The 20,554-nt window shown below is 40.0% G+C and carries 24 protein-coding genes, 1 pseudogene and 1 riboswitch; of the genes and pseudogenes, 2 read left to right on the top strand and 23 right to left on the bottom strand.

The annotated features are described in order from the left end of the window. From EV282_RS20480 to EV282_RS07695, 21 genes and pseudogenes are all read right to left on the bottom strand, one after another. Positions 1–330, bottom strand: a pseudogene (locus tag EV282_RS20480) (diaminopimelate decarboxylase); the annotation flags it as partial. Between the two features lie 93 nt (positions 331–423). After that, positions 424–600: riboswitch (Lysine riboswitch) on the bottom strand. A 62-nt stretch (positions 601–662) separates the two neighbouring features. Beyond that, complete coding sequence (locus tag EV282_RS07790; RefSeq protein WP_130295167.1) at positions 663–2,138, bottom strand: spore germination protein; 1,476 nt, start codon at positions 2,136–2,138, stop codon at positions 663–665. After that, entirely contained in the window at positions 2,119–2,700 is a 582-nt protein-coding gene (locus tag EV282_RS07785) for a stage V sporulation protein AE (protein ID WP_130295165.1), read from the bottom strand. Before EV282_RS07785 ends, EV282_RS07790 begins: the two co-directional genes overlap by 20 nt. After that, the gene (spoVAE, locus tag EV282_RS07780) at positions 2,701–3,051 is read right to left on the bottom strand and encodes a stage V sporulation protein AE (RefSeq protein ID WP_130295163.1); all 351 of its coding nucleotides are present in this window, start codon (positions 3,049–3,051) and stop codon (positions 2,701–2,703) included. Position 3,052: 1 nt separating this feature from the next. Continuing rightward, positions 3,053–4,069, bottom strand: a complete 1,017-nt coding sequence (spoVAD, locus tag EV282_RS07775; RefSeq protein ID WP_130295161.1) for a stage V sporulation protein AD — start codon at positions 4,067–4,069, stop codon at positions 3,053–3,055. 11 nt (positions 4,070–4,080) lie between these two features. Further along, the gene (gene spoVAC, locus EV282_RS07770; RefSeq protein ID WP_130295159.1) at positions 4,081–4,536 is read right to left on the bottom strand and encodes a stage V sporulation protein AC; all 456 of its coding nucleotides are present in this window, start codon (positions 4,534–4,536) and stop codon (positions 4,081–4,083) included. Positions 4,537–4,553: 17 nt separating this feature from the next. Further along, complete coding sequence (locus tag EV282_RS07765) at positions 4,554–4,976, bottom strand: stage V sporulation protein AB (RefSeq protein ID WP_130295157.1); 423 nt, start codon at positions 4,974–4,976, stop codon at positions 4,554–4,556. Continuing rightward, positions 4,966–5,586: a stage V sporulation protein AA gene (locus EV282_RS07760; RefSeq protein ID WP_130295155.1), complete on the bottom strand. Its 621-nt coding sequence runs from the start codon at positions 5,584–5,586 to the stop codon at positions 4,966–4,968. Before EV282_RS07760 ends, EV282_RS07765 begins: the two co-directional genes overlap by 11 nt. Before the next feature lie 124 nt (positions 5,587–5,710). Beyond that, positions 5,711–6,469: an RNA polymerase sporulation sigma factor SigF gene (sigF, locus tag EV282_RS07755; RefSeq protein ID WP_130295153.1), complete on the bottom strand. Its 759-nt coding sequence runs from the start codon at positions 6,467–6,469 to the stop codon at positions 5,711–5,713. A gap of 12 nt (positions 6,470–6,481) precedes the next feature. Continuing rightward, the gene (gene spoIIAB, locus EV282_RS07750) at positions 6,482–6,922 is read right to left on the bottom strand and encodes an anti-sigma F factor (protein ID WP_130295151.1); all 441 of its coding nucleotides are present in this window, start codon (positions 6,920–6,922) and stop codon (positions 6,482–6,484) included. Between the two features lies 1 nt (position 6,923). Continuing rightward, a complete protein-coding gene (spoIIAA, locus tag EV282_RS07745; protein WP_130295149.1) occupies positions 6,924–7,274 on the bottom strand; it encodes an anti-sigma F factor antagonist in 351 nt (116 codons plus the stop codon). Positions 7,275–7,388: 114 nt separating this feature from the next. Beyond that, positions 7,389–8,555 carry a D-alanyl-D-alanine carboxypeptidase family protein gene (locus tag EV282_RS07740; RefSeq protein ID WP_130295147.1) on the bottom strand — a complete coding sequence of 389 codons (1,167 nt, stop codon included), beginning with the start codon at positions 8,553–8,555 and terminating at the stop codon, positions 7,389–7,391. A gap of 354 nt (positions 8,556–8,909) precedes the next feature. Continuing rightward, a complete protein-coding gene (locus EV282_RS07735; RefSeq protein ID WP_130295145.1) occupies positions 8,910–10,214 on the bottom strand; it encodes a pyrimidine-nucleoside phosphorylase in 1,305 nt (434 codons plus the stop codon). Positions 10,215–10,297: 83 nt separating this feature from the next. Then, positions 10,298–11,110 carry a purine-nucleoside phosphorylase gene (locus EV282_RS07730; protein WP_130295143.1) on the bottom strand — a complete coding sequence of 271 codons (813 nt, stop codon included), beginning with the start codon at positions 11,108–11,110 and terminating at the stop codon, positions 10,298–10,300. Between the two features lie 12 nt (positions 11,111–11,122). Further along, positions 11,123–12,307, bottom strand: coding sequence for a phosphopentomutase (gene deoB, locus EV282_RS07725; RefSeq protein ID WP_130295141.1), 1,185 nt, complete (start codon positions 12,305–12,307; stop codon positions 11,123–11,125). A 114-nt stretch (positions 12,308–12,421) separates the two neighbouring features. Next, entirely contained in the window at positions 12,422–13,312 is an 891-nt protein-coding gene (gene xerD, locus EV282_RS07720) for a site-specific tyrosine recombinase XerD (RefSeq protein WP_130295139.1), read from the bottom strand. Between the two features lie 11 nt (positions 13,313–13,323). Then, the gene (locus EV282_RS07715) at positions 13,324–13,551 is read right to left on the bottom strand and encodes a YqzK family protein (protein ID WP_130295137.1); all 228 of its coding nucleotides are present in this window, start codon (positions 13,549–13,551) and stop codon (positions 13,324–13,326) included. 159 nt (positions 13,552–13,710) lie between these two features. Next, complete coding sequence (locus tag EV282_RS07710) at positions 13,711–14,181, bottom strand: Fur family transcriptional regulator (RefSeq protein WP_130295135.1); 471 nt, start codon at positions 14,179–14,181, stop codon at positions 13,711–13,713. A gap of 117 nt (positions 14,182–14,298) precedes the next feature. Next, on the bottom strand, positions 14,299–14,937 hold the full coding sequence (gene spoIIM / locus EV282_RS07705; protein ID WP_077363898.1) for a stage II sporulation protein M: 639 nt from the start codon (positions 14,935–14,937) through the stop codon (positions 14,299–14,301). Between the two features lie 72 nt (positions 14,938–15,009). Then, positions 15,010–16,173 (bottom strand): endonuclease Q family protein, encoded by a 1,164-nt coding sequence (locus EV282_RS07700; protein ID WP_242611907.1) that lies wholly within the window; start codon positions 16,171–16,173, stop codon positions 15,010–15,012. A gap of 22 nt (positions 16,174–16,195) precedes the next feature. After that, positions 16,196–16,744, bottom strand: coding sequence for an NUDIX hydrolase (locus EV282_RS07695; protein ID WP_130295133.1), 549 nt, complete (start codon positions 16,742–16,744; stop codon positions 16,196–16,198). 97 nt (positions 16,745–16,841) lie between these two features. On the opposite strand from EV282_RS07695, the gene mciZ reads away from it, so the two are divergent. Next, positions 16,842–16,976: a Z-ring formation inhibitor MciZ gene (gene mciZ / locus EV282_RS07690; RefSeq protein WP_130295131.1), complete on the top strand. Its 135-nt coding sequence runs from the start codon at positions 16,842–16,844 to the stop codon at positions 16,974–16,976. Between the two features lie 97 nt (positions 16,977–17,073). After that, a complete protein-coding gene (locus tag EV282_RS07685) occupies positions 17,074–17,997 on the top strand; it encodes an aldo/keto reductase (RefSeq protein ID WP_130296931.1) in 924 nt (307 codons plus the stop codon). 49 nt (positions 17,998–18,046) lie between these two features. Here EV282_RS07685 and EV282_RS07680 read toward each other — a convergent pair whose 3' ends face one another. After that, positions 18,047–19,219 carry a thiolase family protein gene (locus tag EV282_RS07680; RefSeq protein ID WP_130295129.1) on the bottom strand — a complete coding sequence of 391 codons (1,173 nt, stop codon included), beginning with the start codon at positions 19,217–19,219 and terminating at the stop codon, positions 18,047–18,049. A gap of 18 nt (positions 19,220–19,237) precedes the next feature. Next, on the bottom strand, positions 19,238–20,554 hold the full coding sequence (locus EV282_RS07675) for a short-chain fatty acid transporter (RefSeq protein ID WP_130295127.1): 1,317 nt from the start codon (positions 20,552–20,554) through the stop codon (positions 19,238–19,240).

Genomic DNA, 20,554 nt, shown 5'->3' with positions numbered 1-20,554 from the left:
GTTTCCATGAAAGTGGATGCGTTCTGCAGGGAATTCTGCTTGGAGCGCCGTATAGAGTTCACCGCCTGAAACAACATCCAGACTTAGCCCTTCTTGATCCATAAGCTGAATGATCGCAATAGAAGAAAATGCTTTGCTGGCATATGCTACCTGATAGCCGACACCTTTTTCTTCGAATGCTTTCTTGAATCCTCTTGCTCTCGTTCTTATTAATTCAACATCGTATAGATATAGCGGTGTTCCATACTTTTTTGCCAGTTCCACTGTATCTGCTCCGCCTATCCAAAGATGATTGTTTTTTCCGATTTCAGCTGTGCCATGTAACTTCACAATTAATCCCCTCTCCATGATGATGGAGAATTCAATCCCGACAATAACAAAAGACAGCCGCAATTAAGGCAGGCTGTCATGACCGTGCCCTCATGTCGGAATAGCTCTCCACTACTGTTGTAGTGACAGTCCGTTGCTTGTTCAGCAACGGCCCAGCATAAAAAGAAATGGACCTCCTTTTACACTTCGGCAAATTGACCTTTCGACATATTTCATCGTCTTCCATGAACTCCATATGCTACTTATTCGTTTTGCGCCTCTACCTCAAATGAGGCATTTATTGAATTAGTTATGAATTTTAGCACAATTTCCGTTAATTCACAAGGGACAGATTAATTAGTCGGCTGTTTTTTAGGGTTTTGCGGATGAACAATACTTGGGCGCACTTTGGAAAGTGGAACCGCAACTCGAATAACAATCTGGAAAAACGCCTTTGGGTTGAACGGTAAGAACGGCCAAAGGTAAGGTGTATTCAAATTTTTGATATTACTCATATATATTATGATTAAAGTAACTCCGATCATGAATCCAGGAACTTTAAAGAGCACCACAAGAATAATCAGAAAAAGCCTCAAGACTTTGTTAGCCACACTCAGTTCATAACTAGGTGTTGAGTATGATCCGATTGCGGCGATCGCTACATACAAAATAACTTCAGGGATAAAAAGACCCACATCAATAGCAATCTGACCGATTAAAACTGCTGCGATCAGCCCCATAGCTGTTGAAAGGGCACTAGGGGTGTGAATAGCCGCAAGCCTAAGAATATCAATACCTATTTCAGCAAGTATGATCTGCAAAAATAGAGGTATGTTCGTTGTTTTATTTGGTCCGATAAAATCGATAAACGGCGGAAGAAGTTCTTTATTTAGTGAAAAGAGCATCCACATTGGCACGATAAATACTGATGCCAAGATACCCATGAACCGGATCCATCGTAAAAATGCACCGATAAATGGCGTTTGCCTATATTCCTCTGCATGCTGGACATGATGAAAGAGAGTAGTTGGCGTAATAATAACACTTGGGGATGTGTCTGTGATAATGAGTACGTGTCCTTCCATCAAATGCTGTGCAGCAACGTCAGGACGTTCTGTGTAACGTACTAACGGAAACGGATTCCATCCTTGTTTCACAATAAATTCTTCAATTGTTTTATCCGCCATGGGTATTCCGTCGATTTGTATCTTTCCTAATTCATCTCGTATGAGATCGACTAAACCAGGATCTGCTACGTCTTGAATATAGGAAAGACAGATATCCGTCTTCGAACGTTCACCGACTTGAAGGATCTCATGTCTCAGCCTTTCATCTCTGATCCTTCTTCTAGTAAGAGCTGTATTGATTATGATGTTCTCTGTATAACCGTCTCGTGAACCCCTTACAACTTTTTCAATATCGGGTTCTTCAGGAGACCTTCCCGGATAGCTTCTCACGTCAACTACAAAGGCTTCTTCTTCCCCATCAAGGAAGATCACGATTAAACCTGAGAGCATTCGGTCTACTGCTTCATCAAGTGATTTTGTTAGTTCAACCTGCTGATGAGCAAGATGATTATGTACGAGATCTTTTACTTTCCCTGGAGATCTGTGGCCATGATCCATATCCATAAGCTCGCGATACAGCATAATGATAAATTCACTGTCACAAAGACCCGTACAATAATAGAGCTGAAGCTCTTTTTTAAGTACAAATATTTTCCGGACACCTACATCAAAACTTACCCCGATACCAAGGCGTTCTTTTAAGAACTTTTCATTCTCTTCTATATTTTTACTGATCGGTGTTTTATTCTTTGTGTTTGCCATGAGATCCGCTCCTTTCTAGAATGAGATTGATTGCTTTTAAGGTAATTGGGGCTCCTTTTTCAACAGAGTCAAACCCAGCCATCTTTCCAATATCGCCTACCCCGATAACAAAAGGGAGATTCAGCTCGTCTAATATATAAACGGTATCTCCATTGATCCTTCCAGTTTCCAGATCAGGCAATCCGCTTTTATCAATGCCAAATTCAGTGAGTTCACCATATCTGTCCATCGAGCAATGAACTTTTGTCCATTCTGCAAAATGCGTTTTAGATGCGACTGCTACAGCTCCTATAACATCAAAGTCCTCTTGCTTATGAATGATCCTCATTGCCTGCTCGCCAGGACCTTCACCTTTAAAGCCACAGTCATCAAACATAACAAGCACAGGATCATGAGGGGTTTTACGGATCATTTCCACAAGTTCTTCACCGCTTTTTTTTGTTGGATTTCCCCAGGACTGAGAAATACATCTTCCGCCAATCATCTTGGCAGCATGTTCAACAACCCGAAGCGCATAGAGATCTCCATCCGTTATGAAAATAATCCGTTTTTTCACCCTCAATCACCCCTTTGGCTCGAAGATAACTGCAACTAAAAATCCAAAAAGTATCGCAGAGGATATCCCTGCAGAAGTTAACTCGAAAATTCCCATTGCTATACCGATAAATCCATGTTCATCAGCTGCTGCCATAGCTCCGTGCAGCAAGGAGTGTCCGAAGCTGGTAATAGGCACCGTTGCCCCTGCACCGGCAAATTTAATGAGGTTATCATATATTCCGAAAGCATCCAAAAAAGCTCCGATTACAACAAATGAAGTGGTAACATGGGCAGGTGTCAGCTTTAAGATATCCATCATTAATTGACCCACTACACAGATCGCTCCACCTACAATGAAAGCCCATAGAAATTCCATCTTACATACCTCCTTCCGCCCGCTCTAAAACTACAGCATGAGCGACAGTTGGAATCGTTTCTTTTTGCTGGACCATCACAGGACTTAACAAAGCACCTGTAGCGACCATCATAACCTTCTTTAAGTTTCCTTTTCGTATTTCATCCAAGATATAGCCATAAGTTACAACTGCTGAACATGCACATCCGCTTCCGCCGGCAAACACTTGCTGATCGGAGCGATAGACCATCAGGCCGCAGTCACGATGATTATCCGAAATGTCATATCCTTGTTCTTTAAGAAGCAGTTTTACAATTGGAGCTCCGACACCTGACAAATCTCCCGTAGCGATCAGATCGTACTCGTCAGGAGATACATTCAGCTCTTTAAAATGTGCTGCAATCGTATCAGCTGCTGCAGGGGCCATAGCTGAACCCATATCAAAAGGGTCTTTAATACCTAGATCTACAACTTTTCCGACAGTAGCTGAGGTAATCTTTATATCTGATACCTCTTTACTTACTAGGGCTGCACCTGCTCCAGTTACGGTGAATGTAGCTGTATCTGGTTTTTGTCCGCCGTATTCGGTTGGATATCGAAATTGTCTCTCAGCAGTTGCATTATGTGAACTGACCGCAGCAATAACCCGGTTAGCATAACCGCCATCTACTAAAGCCGCTCCTAGTGCAAGTGATTCCATTGATGTGGAACAAGCTCCAAATACCCCTAAAAAAGGAATACCGTTACCTCTCGCTGTGTAATTTGAGGATACAATCTGATTTAATAGATCTCCTGCAAGCAAAAAATTAATATCTTCAGGGTTTAGTTTCGATTTCTTTAAACAGAAATCGATTGCATCTTCCATCAGCTGCCGTTCAGCCAGCTCCCAATTTTTTTGTCCGCAATGAAGATTGTTATAAGTCTTATCAAAATAACTCCCAAGCGGACCTTCACTTTCCATAGGGCCTACGGCAGTACCAGCAGCGTTCAAATAGATGCTGTTCGCGAATTTCCAAGTTTGTCTGCCTAATAAATTCATCAGCTCACTCCTCACATCACATGCTGAAATATATATCTGATCATTCCAAAAACGTAAGCGGCAACCGCTCCAAAAACAATTACAGCTCCGGCTAGTTTAAACAGATTTGTTGCGACTCCCAATACTAACCCTTCGCTTTTATGTTCCAAAGCGGCACTCGTTACAGCGTTGGCAAATCCGGTTACAGGCACCACAGATCCCGCTCCGGCAAACTGACCGATCTTATCATATACACCAAGACCCGTCAGAAGGGCAGCGATTAAAATCAATGTGGCTACAGTTGGATTACCAGCTGTTTCCTCAGAAAAATTAAAGAACGTCATATAAAAATTTTGTATTCCTTGACCGATTACACAGATTAAACCGCCAACAAAGAATGCTTTTAAGCAATTGATTACATATGGTGGTTTGGGCTGTATCGGTTTAATTTTTTCAGCATAGGCTTGTTGTTCTTCTTTAGTTGCCATTTTTTACACTCCACTTCTTAATGGTTTATATAATAGATCCAATGAAACAAGGACCCCGTAATTTTCCCGAAAACAATGGCCATTAATATAATGATTATTTTTTCACCAAAGCCCACTCGTTTCGCTAAAATCGGCAAAACATTTAATACTTCTGTTAATGCAGCAGCAAGCATCCCTACAAAAATACCAGCCAATAATCCGACCGGAGCAAGAATAATCGGAGAAAGTGAGAATGTAGCATTCCTCAAGTTCAACCATCCCCCTAAAACAGCACCAAGAATAATGCTTATCTCATAACTTCTTATGAAGCGGTAGGTTTTTGAAAGCTGCATCAGCCTTGGTACAATCCCCAGAACAGTTATCAATGCAACGAGTCCTGAACCTACCGTTATCCCCCCGCCAAATCCAATAAACGCGATAAGCAAAACTTTAATTGTCATTGATTTTCTTCTCTGTTTCTTTGTTTTCATGTACGATTACATACTGATCGAGGTCTTGCTGATAATTGAACATTTCTACTTCCAGCGGACTTGGTTCTTCATTAAGCCTCTTCCGAAACAAATGATTAAAGAATAGAATCATTCCGAGCCCCAGACCAAATGAATAAGGAACCTGCAGAAGCAGCGGCTGCTCCTTATAATGCCCTGTAATCATGTAATAAATTTTCTGATGAACAAGCTGCATACTGACATCTTCATGAAAATTCATGATAGCAAGAGCTGAACCGGTAAAAAGGAGGAGCCATACGAGCACAAAATATACAGGGGCTAGTGACTTTTGTTTCATCTGAATTTCTAAGATAGACTGTGCCGGTCCGATGATCTGAACATCGATTTCCGAGTTATTCTTTTGAATGGTGCCTATCACCCTCATTACATCAATTACGATCAAATGTTTATCTTCTGGAGTTACTTCATGGATGATATAATTTTTAATCTGCCTTTCGTTTTCGTCAGATGCGACGATTTGCGCTACATCTCCAATCGTTACTTTCTGATGCTGAAGGACTTGAACGCGTTGCCGCATACGAAGGTATATGACTTTATCCAACTTGCTTCGCCTCTTTTCATCAGCACATTTGTGTTTAGTATGCGATTTGCTATTTCTAATCATGCTTAGCAAGGGAAAACATCCAATAACTACCAATAAAAACAAAAAAACCAGATAAGACTTGTTAAGTCTCCATCTGGTTTTTCATAAATAACAATATTTTCTTTTCAAGCCTTGATACTTGTACTTGTGAGATCGCAAGCCTTTCTGCTACCTCAGATTGAGTCTGGTCTTTAAAATAGCGCAGGTACACGATTAGGCGCTCCCGCTCATCTAGCTTGTCCATAATATCTTTTAACGCAATTTTATCAAACCATTTACTTTCTGCATGATCCGAAATTTGGTCCAAAAGGGTTATTGGATCCCCATCATTTTCATAAACAGTCTCATGAATAGATTGAGGTGCCCTTACAGCATCCTGGGCCATAATAACATCTTCCACCGCTACCTCTAAGTATTCAGCAACTTCATTAATCGTCGGTGTTCGTCCAAGCGATTTAGATAACTCGTCTTTAGCTTTTCGGACCTTGTTGCCCGTCTCTTTCAGAGAGCGGCTTACTTTTACAGTACCGTCATCACGTATAAAACGCTGAATCTCGCCGATAATCATCGGAACTGCGTAGGTCGAGAATCTCACATCGTATGACAGATCAAATTTATCCACTGATTTTAACAGACCAATACTGCCGATTTGGAAAAGGTCATCTGCCTCATAACCTCTGTTTAAAAAGCGCTGAACCACAGACCAGACAAGCCGCATGTTTTTTTCAACAATTGTATCGCGGGCATGTTGATCACCTTCCTGGCTTTGTTTAATTAACAATTTAATCTCTTCATCCTTAAGAAACGGTTCGCTTTTGCTGCCTTTCACCTCGACATCCATAGGCATACTCCCTTAATTACACATAGCTTTATTTTTGGTTAAGTATTTTGTCAAATGAATCGTAGTTCCGTACGACGGTTCTGAGATGACTTCAACTTCGTCCATAAAATTTTCCATGATGGTAAAGCCCATTCCTGATCGCTCCAGCTCTGGCTTAGAAGTATATAAGGGCTGTCTCGCCTGATCCAGATCTGGTATCCCTAAACCTTCGTCACGAATCGTCAGGTGGATCGTATCCTCTTCTATTGCTGCTTCGATATAAACCATGCCAGTTGCTTTATTTTCATAGCCATGAATGATGGCATTTGTAACGGCCTCAGATACCACAGTTTTTATTTCAGTTAATTCGTCCACCGTAGGATCTATCTGTGCTATGAATGCAGCAACAGTCACCCGTGCAAAGGATTCGTTCTGACTTAATGCTGAAAACTGAATCTTCATTTCATTTCTCATATTAAGCCACCCCCAAAGCCTGCAGCGCAAGCTCTTCATCTTCTTCAAGCCTGATTATTTTAAATAAGCCTGACATTTCAAAAAGTCTTTTCACAGCAGGCGAAATAGCGCATACCACCATTTCTCCATTCTGATTCTTTATTTGTTTATAACGGCCTAAAATGACACCAAGACCAGAGCTATCCATAAAACTTAATCCTTCTAAATTAAGAACAATGTGGTTTACGGTATGCTTTTTCAAGTAATCTTCCACTTGTGATCTGAGCAAATCTGTTGTATGGTGATCAAGTTCTCCGTCTAAACGGATACACAAAACGGTGTGTTTAAGTTCCAGATTGACAGCTAATCCCACGCTATCCTCTCCTTCTTTTTTGGATAACGTGATTTTCTATAAAAATAGACGAATTCCTTCACTGATGACAAAACTAGTGGGAATTCGCCTATAAATGTCAAGAATTACGATGATTTATAATGATTTTGACATTTGTCCTGCTGTACGTTTAAATAATTTCCACCAGGAAGCTTTCTTTATTGTTTCTGAAGCCAATACAGGACTTTCTGTAATGAGGTCTTTTCCGTTCCATATCTTTAAAGAACCTATCTGCTGGCCCTTTTTAACAGGCATTTTCAAATCTTTATCAACAGTGACCTCTGTTTTTATCTTTTTGGCAGTTTCTCCTTTTTTCAATAAAAGAGATATATTCTCTGAAGTCACTACTGGTAGTTTAGGTTTGTCCGCTTTTTGTACTTTTACTTCTTTCACGATTTCATGACGATCGAATAACTTTTTTGTTGAGAATTGAGTAAAAGCATAATCAAGCATCGACGTAACCTGTGCGTTTCTTTCTTTAGGTGTCGGAGCTCCCATAACAACAGCTATAACTCTCATTCCATTTTTATTCGCCGTAGCGGTTAAACAATATTTCGCTTCATTCGTAAAACCTGTTTTTAATCCATCGACACCAGGATAGAACTTAACAAGGCGGTTTGTGTTTACTAGCCAGAACTTCTTGTCAGTGTCTTCACGTAAATAATCTTCATATAGTCCAGTAAATTTTGTTACCTCTTCATGTTTAAGAAGCTCTTTCCCCATAATCGCCATATCATGTGCAGATGTATAATGACCAGCTGCCGGAAGACCTGTAGCATTCTTAAAGAAAGTATCTTTTAATCCTAACTTTTTTGCTTTTTCGTTCATCAGACCTACAAATGAATCCGCAGATCCCCCGATATGCTCCGCCATTGCTACCGAAGCATCGTTGGCACTTCCAATTGCAATTCCTTTAACCATATCCTCTACTCGCATTTCTTCTCCAGGTTCCAGGAATATTTGCGATCCGCCCATGCTTGCAGCATACTCACTTACACGAATTTTATCGTTCCAGCTGATCTTGCCTTTATCAATCGCTTCCATGACTAATATTAACGTCATGATCTTAGTCATACTCGCTGGCGGAAGCTTCTCGTGGCTGTTCTTTTCATATAATACAGTTCCGCTGTCTTGTTCCATTAATATAGCAGAATGACTTTTTTCAGCTAGTTTTACTTTTTCTTTTTCTGCAGCTTCCGCTTTTGGAACGGAAAATGACGCTAGTAAACACAAACTCAATAAACCCGAAATCAAGGCTTTCATACTTTTCCCTCCATTCATATAGCTTTATTTTTTCCATAATTTTTCACTTTATACCGTATTTGCCATCTGTAATGGATAAGAAAAGTTTAATTTTCGAGCGTGTTTATATGTATGAAGTAATTATATTCGGTCTATAATCTATCATTTTTTCGAAAGTTATATATATAAAATAACGTGCGATTCTACCGGATGGTGGTTTTAAAGATATTTAAAGACTTCATGGTGAAGACAAAATGGCTTAATTATGTACTCCTCAAGAACACACTTAAGATCTGTTTATGTATTTTAGATTAAACAAAAAAAGAGGCGTGAACTCATGGGTTTTTCCATTGAGTCAGCCTCATTTTTCTATGATTATTGCTTTATTTCTTTATAAATTAACGGTGGTGCATCAACAGCGGTTTTCGAAATTGTATAAGCGCTGCGGATTCTATTTTTAACATCTTCAACATTTTCAGTGTTGCTGTAGATGGTTACAAGAGAATCACCTTTAGATACCTGATCTCCAACTTTTTTGTTCAGCATTAAACCTACTGCCAGATCGATTACCGATTCTTTCGTTGCTCTTCCAGCACCTAAGATCATCGCTGCAGTTCCAATTTCATCTGCAATGATCTCAGACACATAACCTTCTTCATCTGCTGTTAACTCAAATGTATGTGCAGCTTGAGGAAGATTTTCAGGATTATCAACAACTGAATCATCTCCTCCTTGAGCTTTCAAGAAAACTTTCAATGTTTCGAGCGCTTTTCCAGAAGAGATCGCGTCTTTTAACATTTCTCTTGCTTCTTCGAGTGAGTTTGCTTTTTTAGCCAAGTAGACCATATGAGACCCTAATGTTAAGCAAAGCTCTTCCAGGTCTTTAGGTCCTTTGCCGTTTAGCGTATCAATCGCTTCTTTGATTTCAAGTGCATTACCGATTGCAAGTCCAAGCGGCTGACTCATGTCCGAAATAACCGCCATTGTATTTCTGCCAACAGCGTTTCCGATCTTAACCATTGCATTTGCCAGTTCTTCCGCGTCTTCAGGAGTTTTCATGAACGCGCCCGCACCTGTTTTAACATCAAGTACGATCGCATCTGCACCTGCAGCAATCTTTTTACTCATGATTGAGCTTGCAATAAGCGGAATTGAATTTACTGTTGCTGTAACATCTCGCAAACCGTACAGCTTTTTATCAGCTGGTGTTAAATTTCCGCTTTGACCGATAACAGCCAGTTTGTTTTTATTTACTAGTTCAATAAACTGTTCATTGTCGATCTCTACGTGAAACCCAGGAACAGCTTCCAGCTTATCGATTGTTCCTCCAGTATGACCTAACCCGCGACCTGACATCTTTGCAACCGGTACACCGAGAGCTGCGACTAATGGAGCGAGTACAAGTGTTGTAGTATCGCCAACACCGCCAGTTGAGTGCTTATCTACTTTAATGCCTTCAATTGCAGAAAGGTCGATCTGATCCCCAGATTCCACCATAGCCATCGTGAAGTTAGCACGTTCTTCAGTTGTCATATCATTAAAATATACAGCCATCGCGAAAGCTGACATTTGATAATCAGGAATCTCGCCTTTCGTATAGTTTTGAATAATATGATCGATCTCTGCTTTCGTCAGTTCTTTTCCATCACGTTTTTTTTGTATTAAATCAACCATTCTCATATAAAAAACACCACTTTCTTATTACGATAACATCTGATGCGAATCGTTTTACCAATTGTATTTAATCTGTTTAGTTTGATGACTTAAATATCTTTTACAATTCCTTTAACTAATGAAAGGAAATTAGCTTTTACCATCTCTGTTGTTTCCATTACTTCGTCGTGAGTAAGCGGCTGATCTAAAATCCCAGCTGCCATGTTCGAGATACAAGAGATTCCAAGTACCTTCATTCCTGCATGGCGAGCGATGATTACTTCAGGAACGGTAGACATTCCGACTGCATCTGCTCCCAGAACACGAAGCATTCTCACTTCAGCCGGTGTTTCATATGAAGGACCTGTATTACCTGCGTAAACTCCTTCTTTTAAATTGATACCAAGTTCATTTGATACTTTCCTAGCAACGTCCTGCAATGAAATCGTGTATGCTTCACTCATATCTGGAAAACGAACACCAAACGAATTATCGTTTGCACCTATTAGAGGATTATCTCCCATGTTGTTGATATGATCAGTAATCAGCATAAGGTCACCAGCTTCGAAGTCTTTGTTCACTCCGCCCGCAGCATTCGTAACTACGATTGTTTCTACACCGATCAGTTTCATTACACGTACAGGAAACGTAACTTTTTCCATAGAATAGCCTTCATAATAATGAAAGCGACCCTGCATGGCTACAACTTGTTTTCCAGCAAGTTCACCAATCACAAGCTGACCTGCATGTCCTTCAACTGTTGAAACAGGGAACTCAGGAATCTCTGAATAAGGAATTACAACAGGGTTATTGATTTCTTCAGCTAAAATCCCTAAACCCGATCCAAGGATCAGTCCGATTTTAGGTGAAGAATCTAATTTAGATTGAATAAATTCTGCTGATGTTTGTAATTTAGTTGACATGTTATATCCCCCTTAAAGCTGGCTTAAAAAGCTCTTTCCGATCTCAGGTTTTTTTACATTATAATTTTCTGCGATTGTCGCACCTATATCCGCAAATGTATTTCCTGTGTTTAGTTCTTTTCCTTTTCCAATCCTATTGTGATAGACCAACAAAGGCACAAATTCACGCGTATGATCAGTCCCATGATGAACGGGATCGTTTCCATGATCAGCTGTAATAATGAGCAGATCATCATCTTTCAATTTATTCAGTACTTCAGGCAGTCGAAGATCAAACTCCTGGAGCGCTTCACCGTATCCCTTTGGATCTCTTCTGTGGCCATACAGGGCGTCAAAATCTACCAGGTTCAAGAAATTAAGACCTTTGAAATCTTCTTCCATTGATTGAACCAGTTTGTCCATCCCATCCATATTTGATTTCGTACGTATTGCTTTTGTTACACCTTCACCATCAAAGATGTCAGAGATCTTACCTAGGGCGATGCTGTCAAACCCACTTTCTTGAAGTTCGTTCATTACGGTTCTGCCAAAAGGTTTTAATGCATAATCATGGCGATTTGCCGTTCTTTCAAAAGCACCTGGTTTTCCTGTAAATGGACGAGCGATGATACGTCCTAGCATATACTTTCCTTCGCGTGTCATTTCTCTCGCTGTTTCACAGATTTCATATAACTCATCGATCGGAACAATATCTTCGTGAGCTGCAATCTGCAAGACAGAATCAGCCGATGTATATACGATGAGTTTCCCAGTGTTCATATGTTCTTCTCCAAGTTCAGAAATAATCTCCGTTCCTGAAGCAGCTTTATTTCCAAGAATGCCTCTTCCCCACTTTTCAGTCAGCTGGTCTATTAACTCGTCAGGGAATCCTTCAGGAAACGTTTGAAATGGTTCTTGAATGTGAAGACCCATGATCTCCCAGTGTCCTGTCATAGTATCTTTTCCGTTTGATAATTCAGGAAGTTTTGCAAAATGTGCAAGCGGGTTTTCCGCTTTTTCAATACCTTTCATTGTTGAATCAATATTTCCAAGACCCAACTTTTCTAGGTTCGGTACCTTCAGTCCATTCATATGTTCTGCAATATGACCAAGTGTATGAGCACCTTTATCACCAAACTTTTCAGCATCTGGTGCTTCACCGATACCGACAGAATCCATTACGATTAAAAATGTGCGTTTAAAACGTGATTGTTCCATACTTTCCTCCTGAAAATTCTTGCCTACATTTTATATACTATTTCCTTTTAAAGCGTGCAGCAAACAAATTCATTATGATGTCAGAAGTCTGACAACTAAAAACAAAAAAGATGCTCACGCCCTCGGATGAAAGGCGGAGTAAACATCTTTTAATCTAGTTTTCGTGACATGTGTATAAATCTGGGTTGTTGAAATGTCAGCATGTCCAAGCATTTCTTGTACTGCACGCAAATCTGCGCCATTCTCTAACAGATGTGTTGCGAAAGAATGACGAAGAGTGTGAGGAGTCAAATCCTTTTCTATTCTAGCCTTTTTCGCTAACTGTTTCAATATTTTCCAAAAGCCTTGTCTAGATAAGCGATTACCATGATGGTTCAAAAACAGCGCTTCTGTTTTCTTGCCTTTTAACATTTCCGATCGTCCGTTGTTAACATACCGTTCTATCGCTGATTGAGCCATTTTTCCGAGCGGTATTATTCTCTCCTTGCTTCCTTTACCCATACAGCGTATGAACCCCATATTAAGGTGGATATCACTAATGTTTAATTGAACTAATTCAGATACCCGAATACCTGTAGCGTATAGAAGCTCAAGCATGGCTTTATCTCTTTGCGAGAAAGGGTCGTTCGAAGCTGGCGTCTCAAGCAAAGCCTCAACTTCTTGGGGAGACAGCACTTTTGGGAGTTTTCTTTCTGTTTTTGGCGTCTCAATATGTACAGAAGGATCTTGAAGCGAAACCTTCTCTCTGAACAAAAACTGATGGAATGAACGTATCGATGCAATGTTACGTGCTAGTGTTGTGGAAGCCTTACCATTTTCCTTTAAAAATAAAAGATAACCTATTATATTATTGCGTTCAATCTGATCAATTGTTTCTATTGATTCTACTTTTTCTAAAAAAAGTACATATTGAGTCAAGTCTCTTCTGTAAGAGTCTATCGTATTTTTTGAGAGGGCTCGTTCAACAATGATATATTGAAGAAAATCCTGAACATGATCGTTCACCATACCCCTCCTTATTCACCCGTCTGATAGAAATAAAAAAGCCGCTTTATTATATTCGAATCTTTGTCCGTACTTAAATTGAAAACTTTAACCGCTTTCCCTTTAGGTTCGTCATATTTATGATAATTTTCATACTCCTGGTTAATCCAGAGCAAACCAAAATAGAAAACCAGCGTGCATAAAGAAAAAGCCACAAAAACTTTCGCCGTATTCCAAACGATCTTTATCCAGGAAACCATCGTGTCCACCCCTGTCCTCTAATAGTACAGGTTATGCCCACATGCTCCCATATTATACGTAAAAGTTAAAACTACACCTCATACGTTACCTGATTCCTAAACTTTTGTAAATATTTCTTTCCTTAGAAAAAGTAAGGAATAATGATAAAAAAGGAAGCGCTACTCTCCGCTTCCTTCATCTTTGTTATCATCGTCCGAGTGACATCTGTGACAAATTCCATGAAATGTCAGTCTGTGATCTTTAATTTTAAAATTCCAGCCTTCTTCAACAACTTTTTCCACATCGCCAAGAAGGTCTTCTTGTATTTCATCAACAGCTCCACACTCAATACACACCAAATGGTGATGAAAGTGATCGGCCCCTTCTGTTCTAAGATCATAACGGGAAACACCGTCACCAAAGTTTATTTTATCTACTACTTTAAGTTCTGTTAAAAGTTCCAGTGTACGATAGACTGTCGCAAGACCAATTTCTGGCGCTTTTTCTTTGACAAGTAAATACACATCTTCCGCACTTAAATGATCTTCTTCATTTTCGAGGAGGACTCTCACGGTCGCCTCACGCTGTGGAGTCAGCTTATAACTTTGAGAATGCAGCTGTTTTTTGATACGGTCGATTCTGCTTTCCATACCCGTTTCCTCCTTATGTATACACAACATAATTATAAGCATGGAAAAAAAAGTTGTCAATTTAAAGTCATTTTAAATAACGATTTAAACTTATTATCAAAAAACAATTATTATTATCTATTGTATTGACCACTTTATGACTTGTTCCATTAGGGCAGGCGTGAAAAATGCTTCTAGAGTGGAGGCTAAAAATACCATGATGCCGACTCCTGCTACAAGCAGGGAATAACGAAGCAATTGCGGCAAAAAAGGAACATGGTGTCTCTTGAAAGCGAGCTGGCGGATCATTTTAATCGAAAAAGAAATCGCAGCTACTGAAACGATAATAAACGCAGGGATTAAAAGTACATTTTGCGGCAGCACCGATACAAATGATAGTAAAAAACCATACCAGCCCATCTGATTAACAAGGAATCCCACAGTGAACCCGATCACTACGCCTTTTAAAAATAGCATGATCAGAATGACAGGAAGGCCGATAACAGATAAGCCTAACAGCCACATAAGCCCCATGTACTTTAAATAATGTCCAAAACTCTGAAAGAACATATCCGATCTACTAGTAAATCCACCTTCAGAAGCTTGGATGAAAAAACGGGATAAATACGTATAAAGATCTTGCTTTTGATTAAGGCTTAAGGAATTAACGATGATTGCTCCAAATATTACTCCCATTAAAAATAAAACGCCAACAAAAGCGTACAGCGTTTTATTTTCCTGCAAGTGCTGATGCATATAGTAACGAAGATTATCCATGTTGCCTGCCTCCTCTACCAAAACTCTTATTTCTATTCTATGAATCAGCAGAAGAGGTATGTCTCTTTTTTATTAATTAATAGGTTTACTTGTTACTATCTTTCCGTATGTTCCCCCTCCGCCCCTCTGGATGGAAAGTTCTCCAGAACGCGCAGAAAGGATGTGAGCTGCAAGTGAAGGTTTTACGATTTTTTCCATCTTCTCAACTGGGGCAGCATGAATGATATCCATATCTGTACCGAATGCTTCACGTAATTTATGAAGCGTTTTCGGACCAAGACCTGGTATGAACTCCAATGGAATTTGATGTATATATGGCGGGCGGTTTATCGAAATTTGTTTTGAATTGCCTTTCAGCTCTTGTATTCTGTCATGAACTCCTTTAATGAACCTGCTACTGCCGCATTTCACGCAAGTATTTATATTCTTATAATCGAAAGCATCCAAACATTTTTCACATACGGAGTTATAGTACTTTCCAAGGTAAGGATTCAACCCGTAGTTAGCAATGATCCCCCTTTCTTCTTTTCCTTCTAATGCCATTTTAAATTCCTTGAAGGTCGGTACTGCTAGATTAATCATCTGATACTCGCGGGCAATTTTTTCTAAAGAATGAGCATCTGAGTTTGATAAAAACGGATAAGACGATAGTTCATCTAGCAAAGATGCCATTTCTGTGTTTGAGCTTAGTCCCAGCTCTACAGCATCTATTAAATTCGGTTCAAGAACTTCATAGATTGAAGATTTAACCCCTTTTCCATACAAGCTTTTAAATGGAGTAAAAATATGAGCCGGGATAAATAATCCTTCTAATTGATGAACTACATTTTGCAGCTCTTTTGCACTCCCGTACATTCGCTGTGAACTCAAATTAATATTTTTCATCCGACTACCCAGCCAGGAGCTCAATGATTCCATTTTGTTCAAATCAGGCATATAGACCAAGACATGGAGGGGACCTTGACAGTTTTCATCATTTAATTCAATTTCAGTACCGGGAATGAGAGTGAGTCCATTCACGTCTAAGCCACCGTCTTTTTGTTCATTCAACTGCCCGTTTTCCTTCATCTCTTTTAGTTCATCTAAAACTTCTGGTGCATGACAATCTATGATCCCGATGATATCCATACCTTTTTTATATTTTGCTTCATATAAAATATTCGAAAGTGTTAAGGTGCGAGAACCTGTTATCTTTACTGGTCTTCCTGTTCGTGATGCACCGATATGGATATGCATATCGGCAAAAAATGGACGAAGTTTATCTGCTTTCTGCACGAGCAAGCTCCATATACATGACACCATAGGCAGTTTTTGCATCATGAATTCTTTCGTCTCGCACCATTTGTCTCGCTTCATCAACGCTTACTTCCATTACATTTAAAAATTCATCCTCGTCTGTCATCTGTGCACCTTTTTTTATTAGGGAGTCTGTGAAAAATAAATGAATCAGCTCATCAGCAAAACCTGGTGAAGTATAAAAAGAACCCATAGACTCCATTCTTTCACAGCTGTATCCTGTCTCTTCAAGCAGTTCTCGTTTTGCACATTCCAACGGATCTTCTCCCTTTTCTAGTTTGCCAGCCGGAATCTCAATGATGGTCTTCTCTAGAGCTTTGCGAAATTGTTCCACCATGAGGATTTTCCCTTCATCTGTTACAGCTAATATTGCTACTGCACCTGGGTGCTTAACAATCTCACGTTTTCCGATCTTTTTGTTAGGCAATTCCACTTCTTCCACATATAAATCTATAATCTTTCCACTATATATCTGTTCTTTACTTATCGTTTTCTCTGTCAAATTTTCCATTTTTCACACTCCAATGGTCTATTTATTTCTTTCGCTACATAAAGTCTATCATACTTTGGAATACTTCCATTACTAGCAAGTAAAAGGGGGGCTAATCGTGAAGATCTATTTGCAGCCAAAAGGAATTACTCTAGTAGGTAAAGCATGGCAGATCAAATATATTTTAAGAAATTATATGCGCCAGCACGAACTTGTTCAGGACTGGATTGATGCAACCGCGCCTAAAAAGTAGCTTCCCAGAAATCGGGAAGTTTTTATTTTTGTGTATTTATGTGATACGTTTAATAAACAAAAATTCCGGTAAAATACCATTGGAGGTGAAAAAGGTGATCAACAAAAGAAGAATAGGTACATCTGACCTTTATGCAAGTGAACTTGGACTTGGCTGTATGTCCCTTTCTCCCGACCTAGGGAAGGAAAACGAGAACATTGTAAAGACAGCCCTTGATCATGGCATCAATTATTTCGACACGGCTGACTTATATAATTTTGGCTGGAATGAAGAATTCATAGGAAAGCTTTTAAAAGATGTTAGACAAGATATAATCTTAGCAACTAAAGGCGGTAATGAGTGGAATGAATCAAAAGATAGCTGGAATTGGAATCCATCTAAAAAGTACATAAAGTCTGCTCTGAAAGAAAGTCTCCGTCGTTTGCAAACAGATTATATCGATCTTTATCAGTTGCATGGCGGAACGATTGAAGATCCGATGGACGAAACGATTGAAGCTTTTGAAGAACTGGTATCTGAGGGATTGATTCGTTATTATGGCATATCATCCATCCGTCCGAATACGATTTCGTATTATGCTGAGCATTCTAACATCCAAAGTGTGATGATGCAGTACAGTCTGCTTGACAGAAGACCTGAAGAACTATTCCCTTACTTAAAAACTAAAGGAATCAGTGTTGCAGCAAGGGGACCTGTCGCAAAAGGGTGGCTAAGCGAGAAAGCGTTTAAGAAGAATAGCGGAGACAAGTTTCTATCTCATGCCGGATCCGATATCCAGAAAAAGTTAGAGAAAGTTAAGATGCTCATCCCTCAAGACGAAAAACTTACTCAAACAGCATTAAAATTTATTCTGAGTCACTCAGTTGTAGCAACCGCTGTAGCTGGAGCGAGTTCGACTGAACAGCTCCTAGAAAATATCAATACCTTTAATTCCCCAGAGCTCACAGAAAGTGAAAGAAAAGACCTTGAGGCTTTGTTTCCGGCTGAGCTTTATGAAACACATCGGGTACAAAAAACATAAGCTTATGCAAAAAAGGATGACTCCAAAAATCTGGAGTCATCCTTTTTTTCTATTTCGACAATTTCAAAATCATTGCAATCCCCTGGCCCCCGCCGATACAAAGACTCGCTACGCCATAAGTTTCATTCCGCTTCTTCATTTCGTATGCAAGTGATAGCAAAAGTCTCGCACCGCTTGCTCCAACGGGATGACCTAAAGCAATAGCTCCACCATTTACATTCGTACGGCTACGGTCAAGCTTCAGTTCTTTTTCTACAGCTAAGTACTGGGAGCTGAATGCCTCATTGATTTCAAACAGTCCAATATCACCCATAGACAGACCAGCTCGATCCAAAGCTAACCGCATCGCTGGAACAGGACCGATTCCCATGATGTTAGGATCTACACCCGTAACAGCCCATGAAACAATCTCTGCCAGGGGTTTTAATTTCTTTTCAAGTACATCTTTCTCATGGGCGAGTATTAAAGAAACAGCACCATCATTAATAGATGAAGAGTTTCCTGCGGTCACTGTTCCATCTTTTTGAAAAGAAGGACGCAGCTGCCCGAGCTTTGAAGATGATGTTTGTGGTTTAATTCCTTCATCCTCATTAAACAGTTCACCATTCTTTAAGGTTACCGGCGCGATTTCATCTTTAAACCGGCCACTTTCACGTGCCTCTGCAGCTTTTTGATGACTATGACTTGCATATTCATCTTGTTCTTCTCTTGAGATGTTATACTGATTTGCTAGATTTTCTGCAGTAATCCCCATCCCGCAACCTATATACTCATCACTTAGTGTTTGAAGGAGCATATCTTCAAAAGAGATTGCACCAAACTTTTGATTGTGGAACCGGTGAGTAAATGAAGCATGAGGAGACTGGGACATGTTTTCGATTCCACCGCATAAAGCTATGCCCCCTGCCTGATCTCGAAGATTCTGCATAGCAGAGACAACAGCTTGCAGCCCAGATCCGCATAGCCGGTTGACCAGCATTGCGGGAACACTTGCAGGTACACCTGCCTTCAGCGCTGTATGACGCGCCACATATGCTGCATTCTTACTAGAGTGAATAACATTTCCGTATACCACATCCGTAACATCCGAAGGAGTTACATTGGCACGCTTCATCGCTTCAACTGCCGTTGTTTCTCCTAGTTGTGTTGGAGATATATCTGTTAAAGATTTGCCAAAAGAACCGAATGCCGTTCTAGCACCATCGATTAAATAGATAGTCATATCAATTCTGCACCTCTTTTAAAAGATTAAGAACCCTGCACAAATGATGATTCCGCTTACAAAAAGAGCTATTAAGCAGAATCCCATAATATCCTTTGCTTTTAAGCCTGCAATCGCAAGTGCAGGAAGCGCCCAGAATGGCTGGATCAAGTTCGTCCAAGCATCTCCCCATGCCACAGCCATAGCTGTCTTGGCTTGAGATACACCAAGTGCATCTGCCGCATCAAGGACTACATGTGCCTGAACAGCCCACTGTCCTCCGCCAGAAGGAACAAAAATATTAACGATACCAGCACTTAAAAAAGTAAATAAAGGCAGTGTGTATTCGTTTGAAATGGCTACGAACCATTCCGACATCTCAGTAACAAGTCCTGAGCCAACCATCATCCCCATGATACCTGCGTAAAAAGGAAACTGTATGATTATTCCGCTAGCCCCTTTAACCGCTTCTGCAACACTATTAATATAGTTTCTTGGTGTTTTATGAAGAAGAATACCTAAAAATAAGAAGAGGAAATTCACAAAATTGATATTTAAGTTGAAGCCGTTTGTTGCAAAGAAATAAACCATATAAGCAATGCCTAAAATTCCGATGATCATTGAAAGCGACATGCTGTTTTCAAGCTTTTCAGCGGGTGTATCCGCGTCAGCTAACGTTGCAGCTTCCACGCTGTCATCCAGCAAGGAGGGGTCGATCTGATAAGCCTGTTCTTTACTCATCATCAACCTGTTTGTAATTGGTAAAACAATAAGCAACGCACCAACTATAAACAGATTAAAAGGTGCAAATAACGTTTCACTTGTCGAAATGATACCCATCGATTCTTCCATAAAGTGTCCTGGAGTAGCAATCGTAAGCGGGATCGAACCTGATAATCCGGCATGCCATATAACGAATCCACTGTATGCACTAGCGATAAGCAGACGGTAATCAGTGTTTTTCACCTGCCGAGCAAGCTCTTTCGAAAAAATAGCTCCAATTACTAAGCCGAATCCCCAATTGATCCAACTCGCTAATAGTGCTACAAGCGTAACGCTGATAATGGCCTGACCTGGTGTACGTGCGATTGAAGCTAGTTTTCTTAACATCCTTTTAAAGAATGGAGAACTCGCCAGTACATATCCAGTAACTAAAATAAGCACCATCTGCATGGAGAATTCGAGAAGCTTCCAAAAACCGTCTCCCCAGAAAGAAACCATTTTTACCGGGGACTGACCGGTAATGGCCAGTCCGAGTAAAAATACAACTCCTGTCAGTAAAATAACGAATATAAAAGGGTCGGGCAAGTACCGCTGCATCAATTTATTTGAAGCACGGGTCAATACTTGGAACAT

The organism is Fictibacillus sp. BK138, assembly GCF_004216955.1.
GTDB lineage: Bacteria > Bacillota > Bacilli > Bacillales > Fictibacillaceae > Fictibacillus.
This window is presented reverse-complemented; position numbering and strand designations above follow the sequence as displayed.

Bases quoted from the DNA above. Each gene is read 5' to 3' on its own strand.
- EV282_RS07710 (WP_130295135.1), bottom strand. From the start codon at position 14,181: ATGGAAAGCAGAATCGACCGTATCAAAAAACAGCTGCATTCTCAAAGT.
- deoB (WP_130295141.1), bottom strand. From the start codon at position 12,307: ATGGAACAATCACGTTTTAAACGCACATTTTTAATCGTAATGGATTCT.
- spoVAE (WP_130295163.1), bottom strand. From the start codon at position 3,051: ATGGAATTTCTATGGGCTTTCATTGTAGGTGGAGCGATCTGTGTAGTG.
- EV282_RS07765 (WP_130295157.1), bottom strand. From the start codon at position 4,976: ATGACAATTAAAGTTTTGCTTATCGCGTTTATTGGATTTGGCGGGGGG.
- spoVAC (WP_130295159.1), bottom strand. From the start codon at position 4,536: ATGGCAACTAAAGAAGAACAACAAGCCTATGCTGAAAAAATTAAACCG.
- EV282_RS07695 (WP_130295133.1), bottom strand. From the start codon at position 16,744: ATGGAAAATTTGACAGAGAAAACGATAAGTAAAGAACAGATATATAGT.
- spoIIM (WP_077363898.1), bottom strand. From the start codon at position 14,937: ATGGATAATCTTCGTTACTATATGCATCAGCACTTGCAGGAAAATAAA.
- EV282_RS07675 (WP_130295127.1), bottom strand. From the start codon at position 20,554: ATGTTCCAAGTATTGACCCGTGCTTCAAATAAATTGATGCAGCGGTAC.
- sigF (WP_130295153.1), bottom strand. From the start codon at position 6,469: ATGGATGTCGAGGTGAAAGGCAGCAAAAGCGAACCGTTTCTTAAGGAT.
- EV282_RS07680 (WP_130295129.1), bottom strand. From the start codon at position 19,219: ATGACTATCTATTTAATCGATGGTGCTAGAACGGCATTCGGTTCTTTT.
- spoVAD (WP_130295161.1), bottom strand. From the start codon at position 4,069: ATGAATTTATTAGGCAGACAAACTTGGAAATTCGCGAACAGCATCTAT.
- EV282_RS07735 (WP_130295145.1), bottom strand. From the start codon at position 10,214: ATGAGAATGGTTGATTTAATACAAAAAAAACGTGATGGAAAAGAACTG.
- EV282_RS07715 (WP_130295137.1), bottom strand. From the start codon at position 13,551: ATGGTTTCCTGGATAAAGATCGTTTGGAATACGGCGAAAGTTTTTGTG.
- EV282_RS07700 (WP_242611907.1), bottom strand. From the start codon at position 16,173: ATGCATATCCATATCGGTGCATCACGAACAGGAAGACCAGTAAAGATA.
- EV282_RS07790 (WP_130295167.1), bottom strand. From the start codon at position 2,138: ATGGCAAACACAAAGAATAAAACACCGATCAGTAAAAATATAGAAGAG.
- spoIIAB (WP_130295151.1), bottom strand. From the start codon at position 6,922: ATGAGAAATGAAATGAAGATTCAGTTTTCAGCATTAAGTCAGAACGAA.
- EV282_RS07740 (WP_130295147.1), bottom strand. From the start codon at position 8,555: ATGAAAGCCTTGATTTCGGGTTTATTGAGTTTGTGTTTACTAGCGTCA.
- EV282_RS07730 (WP_130295143.1), bottom strand. From the start codon at position 11,110: ATGTCAACTAAATTACAAACATCAGCAGAATTTATTCAATCTAAATTA.